Source organism: Protofrankia sp. Cas8, assembly GCF_963555845.1.
Classification (GTDB): domain Bacteria; phylum Actinomycetota; class Actinomycetes; order Frankiales; family Frankiaceae; genus Protofrankia.
Genome location: NZ_CAUVXI010000251.1, coordinates 1 through 6,448, shown reverse-complemented (window position 1 = coordinate 6,448; position 6,448 = coordinate 1). Strand labels below are relative to the sequence as shown.

Sequence of the window (6,448 nt, the reverse complement as noted above, 5' to 3'; positions counted from 1 at the left end):
CGCCTGCACCGTACGGCGTGAGGATGCAGGTCAAGCCGGTGGCGTAGGCGGCTTCGACAGCCGGGTCGGCGTATTCTCGGCTCATTCCTGTGTTCCGGCAGCGTGGATGTGCGCTCAGTCAGGAGCCGTGGTGTGCAGCGATCCACGTCAGTGCTACGCCTGACACGATGGCCGCGTGCGGCAGGGGTATGTCGGCCGGCACGTACCACCGGACCTGTGTTCACGATCTGAGGCACGCGTCGGCCACGCTGTTGTTCCGTGCGGGGGTGGATCTCAACGAGATCCGGGCGTTGCTGCGTCACACCCGTATCGCGACCACGGCAGATATTTACGTCGATGTCCTGGAAGACGTCCGGCGCGGCACGGCGGCGAGCATGGACGGCATCCTGGGCCGGCTGGCCCTACCGACCCGGCCGGATGCTACGGAAGGTGACGATGATGCGGGTGGCGGCGTGGCGCCCGAGGGCTGATCGTTTCCAATTGCAGTACTGGAGATCTTCAAAAGCCCAGAGCCCCGCGCCGTGCGATCGACTGTGGGGCTCTGAGGTGCCTCAACCAGCGCGCGCTCGCAGGGACTCGAACCCCCAACCTCGTGATCCGTAGTCAGATGGTGGTTATCCGGCGATCGCTATCCGCGCGCCGACGCCGGTGAGGTAGAGCGGGCTGTCGGTGAAGTCCTCGCGGTCCTCTTCGCCGATGTAGAGGTCGATGTGCTTGTCGCCGCCGAGACCCGGGGTGAACTCGTCGTGGATCGTCCACGTCGCCGCACGCAGCCGGCCGCAGGCGCCCGCGTCGATCGCCGAGTGGTCCTCCTCGGTGCCGCACGCGACAACGGTGAACCTGGCGCCCTGGGCCAGGACACCCGAGTCGGCCGCGGCGGTGGTGAAGGGCGCCAGGCGCTGGCCCGTGGTGTCGGCGGGGACCGTGTCGAGCCAGTAGCCGGTGTCATACGACCAGTTCAAGTAGCTTCCAGCGTGGTCACCGTTGGTGATCCGGCCGGTGCCTTCGTCGTGCACGGCCTTGACGAAGTCCTTGGGATAGGTGCCGAGCGCATCGTGGCCGTGTTCGCAGTCCTGGACCGGACAGCCCGTCACCGCCTCGGGTTGGCCGTGATGGAAGCTCTCGACCGCCGTGTAGTAAACGGTGATCATCCATCCATCGCTGGTCTGGCCGGTGGCTGCGGTGGTAGGGACGGGAGCGCCGGTGCGCTGGGCGGTCGCCGGCGGTGACACTGCGCCGTGACTGGGGGTACCGGTGGCAGGGGCGGTTGCCGGCGGCGGCACCACAGTGGGGACGATGGTGAGCGTGCGCTGGGCGGTGGGTTGCGGTTGGGTCGGGCCATGGATGTCAGACGAGTTCAGTTGGCAGCCGGCTGCCGCCAGGCACAGCACGACGGCGATGCCCAGCGGCCCGGCCCGGCCCGCGGGCATCCGACCGCCGGTGGCGGGGCGGGTCGCTGGACGATCGCCGGAAATACGAAGTCTCATCATATTGCGTAGTATTGCCGTCCTCGATCCTTCCGTCACCCCCCGTTGGGGACAGGACACGCAACGGCCTACACAGCGCGCGACCCGGCCGATAGAGCGGACGATCTCTAAGAGCGCCCGGCAATAGGGGCGTGGATGAAGGAGCGGGGCTGGGGTGCGTAGATCGCGAGGCGGAGGAGGGAGGCACCCTGGTGTTGGGTGGCGACCGACGACAACGATGCGAGGTGCGTGCCCCGGCTCCGCGACGCCGCGTCCCCTATTGCCGGTCGCTCTAAATGTCGGGTTCCGGGGTGAGTTCCAGGAGGGACGCGCCGACCGGGCGCCGTTGTTGCCAGGCTGCGAGAATGTGACGCACGGCGGCGGTGGCCGCCCAGTCCTGCGGCCGGATGCGTGAGATTGCCAGCGCCACGGCATCGGCCACCGTGGGGTCGCTCAGGGCGCGTTCGAGGACTTCAGGGTCGGTGGCGGCAGTTCTCACCGGTAGAATAGCGGTACGCGGCCTGCCGGCTACCGTGGAGACCTTTGTGCGGTCGAGTTCGGTCAGCAGGTTCTGCAGTGCCTGTGTGGCCGCGGGCCCGAATTCGTCGTCGTTCAGGTGCGGACGCAGGAACCATCCCAGGCGTTTGACGCTGCCGCGCTGCGGCTGCGGCTGCGGCTGCCGTTGTGGCTGGGGCTGGGGCTGGGGCTGCGATTGTGGTGCCGTTTCGCCGGCTGGCCGCTGTGGGCCGGTGAGGGTTCCCAGCGACAGCGTCTGGATCGGGTCCAGCTTGATGGTGGCGCGAAGCCGGCGCGCCTGTGCCGCCAGGATGTCGCTTCCCTGCGCGAGGGTGTGGAGGACAACGGAGGCGGTGGCGCGTTGAACGGTGTTGCCGGCGGCGGCCTGCTCCAGCGCGCGGATCACAAGAACACGCATCCGAGGGTCGGTGGCAATACCCGCAAGGGTGAGGGCCCGCTGGCGCAGGGCGTCGTTCGGCGGGTGCTGGAGCAGTTCCAGCGCATGGTGGGTGAGCAGCATCCGGTACTGGGGTGTTCGGGCCGCGAGGTCGTCGTCGAGCATGTCGGCGGCGAGTTCGGCGCCGGCGCCGATCACGAGGGCGAGCAGCTCGGCGGCTTCGATCTCGCGCAGCAGACTGACGACCTGGGCGCGCAGGTGCTCGCGCAGGATGAAGGTGCGCCCGGCGGCGAGCAGCCAGGTGTTGCGCCAGTGCGCCGATGGTGCCAGCAGGCGTAAGCGTTCGATCATGACGTCGTCGGTACCGGCGACGATGGCACGGGCGGCCATGAACTCCTGCAGGCTGCGGACTTCGAAGCCGATGCTGTCCTCGCCCTTGGGAATCAGCAGGACGAGGCGATGGGTGGCGGCTCTGACGAGGTTGTCGGCGAGGCGGTGGATGTCGGGCTCGGGGTGGCCCTCGGCGTGGAGCCGGGCGACGGCAACGGCTCGGAGCCGTTCGGCGGGCATGGCGGCGTCCGCTTCGCCGTCGGCTTCGGCGAGGACCTGCAATTCCAGCCCGACCCGTTCGTGCAGCGCGTGGACGTCGGCGCGATAGTCGTCGAGCAGGCGGGCCAGGGGACCTCGTTTGGCGGCTTCGCGGGCGTAGATGGTGTCGTAGTAGGCGTCGAACAGCCGGGAGCGGTCCTGCGGGACGCGCGAGCGCTGTTCCAGCAACAGCGACATGATGGTGACCTGGAGCGGGGTGCGCATGAGCCGGGCGGTCAGGGGTTCGTCGGCGGCCCGCTGGACCCGTCGCAGCACCCGGTCGCGCAGGTCGGTGTCGTCGCCGTGGCGGGCGTCGGCCAGGCGGGTCGCGTAGGCGATGGCACCCGGCGGCAGCAGCGGGGCCAGGGTGAGATGTTCGTACAGCGTGTCGGTGAACTCGCCGGTGTAGCCCTGCGGTCGGGTCGTCGCGACGATGAGCAGGTCGGCGTCGACGCGGGTGGCGTCCACGAGAAAGTCGGTGACGTGCCGCATGAGGTGCTCGCGGGCGTGCGGGGAGGCGACCTCGTCCAGGCCGTCAAGGACCAGCAGCCACGGCCAGCCGGCGAGCCAGCCGCGTAGTTGACCGGCGGTGACCCGGTCGGTGGCGCGGGCGCTGACCCGCTCGGCGATCCAGCGCAGCAGGGACACGTCCGATCCGCCGGCGACCTCGTCACCGTAGGCGGACAGTTCCACCCGGACGGGCCAGCGGCGGCTGTTGGGGACCGGCAGGTTGATGTCGGCCAGGTTGGCGCGCAGCGTCGTGCGCAGGCTGCCGGATTCGGGTCCGAGCCGGTCGGTCTCGCCGAGCAGGGCCACCCGGTAGGACTGTGCGATCAGCTGCCCGAGGGTGGTCTTGCCCTGGCCCGGCCCGCCGACCAGTACGACGTGTGGACGCCGCTGGCCGATCAGGCTCGGCCGCAGCACGCTGTCGCCACGTTCCAGCACGTACCGGGCCGCGTCGACGATCTCCAGTTTCTCCGGCTGTGGCCGCAGCGCCGGGAGGTCGACCGCGATGCGTCCGAGTGCGAGTTTCTCGTTGTCGGCATGGCCCGCCTGCCCCAGCCGCACCCACTGTTCGGCGAGCATCTCCTTGATCGCGTGGGAGGTGAGGACCTCACCGAGATCCGCGGCCTGCCCCTGGAGCACGTCTGCCAGCAGCGCCAGGACGTCGCCGGGTGTGATGAGCCCGCTGAAGGCCTTGCGGACATCGGCGTGGCCGTCGAGCAGCCGGCAGATCGTGTCGTGGTGCCAGGTCCCCCAGCCCTTCAGGCCCAGCGTCGGGGCGTATCCGCGGATGAGTTCGTCCATCGTGTCAACGCCACCGGCCTGGGCGCCGGAGAGCACGACGTTGGTGGTGAACAGCAGATACCGGGGGAGGCGGCCCTTGCTGCGCCGGGCGGACTCCGGGTCGGCCCATCGTTTGAGTTCCGCCTCCACGGTGGCGTGCAGCCAGCGCGTATCCGGGGTCGTGCCCAGCGGGCGGCTGCGGAACTTCGCCTGGATGACGACGTAGCCGTTCCAGTCGGCGGTGTGGTCGTCGGGTGCCCAGCGGACCCGGCCGCTGTAGGTGGCTTCGCGGCCGCCGTCGGGGCCGTCGCCGAAGACGCCGACACCCGGCCCGAACACCTTCAACGCCAGCACCTGGGTCAGGTGCTCGAACTCGCGGCTGCCGAGCCGGGTCAGGTCGTAGTCCACGTCCTGCATCCTGCCGGGACGGGATCACCGGCAGCCAGGATGGGTGGGGTGGGCAGCCGGCGCTTGACGGCGTGGCGGCCATTGTTCTATGTTTAACACATCGATTAATTAACGTCAGGGTGAAATACGATGGCAGCTGATCGACTCAGCACGATCTTCGCGGCGCTGGCGGACCCGACCCGCCGGGCGATCCTGGCCCGGTTGGCGGAGGGCGACGCGACCGTCACGGAGTTGGCTGAGCCGTTCTCGATCAGCCTGCCAGCGATCTCGCGACACCTCAAGGTGCTCGAGCGGGCCGGGTTGATCTCCCGAAGTCGCACGGCCCAGTGGCGCTCGAGCGCTCTCACCGCCGGGCCGCTGCAGGAGGCCACAGCGTGGATGGAGCGCTACCGCCAGTTCTGGGATGCAAACTTCGAGCGGCTCGACGCCCACCTTCGGCACATCCAGCATGCGCAGTCGCCGTCCGCGGAGGACCAGCCGTCCGCGGAAGACCAACAACAGGACCACCAACAGCAGTGACATCAGTCAGACATCAGTCAGACATCAGCGAGATGTCAGCGAGAGAGGAACAGTGCCATGGCAGATTCCCCGGCAACCAACGAACTGGTCATCACCCGGATCTTCAACGCTCCGCGGGAACTCGTCTACCGGGCGTTCGTCGACCCCGACCAGATCGCGCAGTGGTTCGGTCCGGTGGGGTTCTCCGTGCCCCGCGACACCGTCGAGGTCGACGCCCGGGTAGGCGGCTATCAGCGGTTGGTAATGGTCAGCGACGATGACCCGACGATGCGCTCGCCGGTCAACGCGACGTTCACCGAGGTCGTCGAGAACGAACTCCTGGTGGGCACCGAGGAGGTGGAGGGTATTCCCGGCTTCGAGGGGATCGCCCAGATGTACATGCGACTGGAGTTCCACGACGAGGGCGGAAAGACCCGCCTGGTGCTGCGCCAGGGCCCCTACACCGACCAGATGGAAGGTATGGCACGCGAGGGTTGGACCAGCTCCTTCACCAAGCTCGACGCCCTGCTGACGCACTGAGCCCTGCTGACGCACTGCTCACACTCTGACGAATCAACGCCGGCCTGCCCCGCGTGCCGAACCCCGGCGCGGGGCAGGCCCGCGTCCGCTGAAAGATGCCCTTCAGCCTGCGAGGCGGCGCGCCATCCCCCGTCGCAGACCTTCGACGTAGCTCGCGCCATCGCCTGTACGGTCCGTCCAACTCCCGAAGCTCGCGTCCAGCGCGTGGATTGTTTCGTCCGGGCCGGTCGAGCCGTACATGCGATCCACTGCGCGGCGCACGAGCTCGGCGAGGGCGAGCCCGCTGCGCCATGAAGTAAGGCTAAGTGGTCAGCGCCGGACGTTCGTCCAACGAGGGGTCCCCGCCCAGCGCGAAGCGGTGGACGGGGTACGTGCCGGCGCCAGGCGGCGCCTTGCGTCATCGCTGCCCGCACGCCGCGCCCGCACGCCGCTTCGCGCTGCATCCATCCCAACCCCACTCCTTGATCTGCATTCCCTTCGGTGCGACGAGTGGAAGGATGACGTCAGGAGGCGCTGGTTTTCGGGCGGAATATGTATGTCAACCATCCACTCGTGCTGGGCCGGCTACCCACCAAGGCGTCGCTGTCACAGCGGCTACACATCCGCGCGGCCACCCGCCGGCCTTCACCCGCTGGCGCCCACTCGCAGACCTGCACATCCGCCTCCGCGGCGCGTTCGCCTCGCGATCTACGCACCCATGCCCCGCTCCTTGATCCACGCCCCTGTTGCCGGGCGTTCTAGATCATCT

5 protein-coding genes are annotated in these 6,448 nt (G+C 68.8%); 3 read left to right on the top strand and 2 right to left on the bottom strand.

The genetic code is table 11. The annotated features are described in order from the left end of the window. The first annotated feature begins 167 nt into the window (after positions 1-167). The gene (locus tag U9977_RS24175; RefSeq protein WP_322751583.1) at positions 168-470 is read left to right on the top strand and encodes a tyrosine-type recombinase/integrase; all 303 of its coding nucleotides are present in this window, start codon (positions 168-170) and stop codon (positions 468-470) included. 144 nt (positions 471-614) lie between these two features. Here U9977_RS24175 and U9977_RS24170 read toward each other — a convergent pair whose 3' ends face one another. Beyond that, the gene (locus U9977_RS24170; RefSeq protein WP_322751582.1) at positions 615-1,487 is read right to left on the bottom strand and encodes a hypothetical protein; all 873 of its coding nucleotides are present in this window, start codon (positions 1,485-1,487) and stop codon (positions 615-617) included. 271 nt (positions 1,488-1,758) lie between these two features. After that, a complete protein-coding gene (locus U9977_RS24165) occupies positions 1,759-4,662 on the bottom strand; it encodes a hypothetical protein (protein ID WP_322751581.1) in 2,904 nt (967 codons plus the stop codon). A gap of 129 nt (positions 4,663-4,791) precedes the next feature. On the opposite strand from U9977_RS24165, the gene U9977_RS24160 reads away from it, so the two are divergent. Both U9977_RS24160 and U9977_RS24155 read left to right on the top strand, forming a co-directional pair. Continuing rightward, complete coding sequence (locus U9977_RS24160) at positions 4,792-5,181, top strand: metalloregulator ArsR/SmtB family transcription factor (RefSeq protein WP_322751580.1); 390 nt, start codon at positions 4,792-4,794, stop codon at positions 5,179-5,181. A 57-nt stretch (positions 5,182-5,238) separates the two neighbouring features. Beyond that, positions 5,239-5,700 (top strand): SRPBCC family protein, encoded by a 462-nt coding sequence (locus tag U9977_RS24155; protein WP_322751579.1) that lies wholly within the window; start codon positions 5,239-5,241, stop codon positions 5,698-5,700. Positions 5,701-6,448 lie beyond the last annotated feature (748 nt).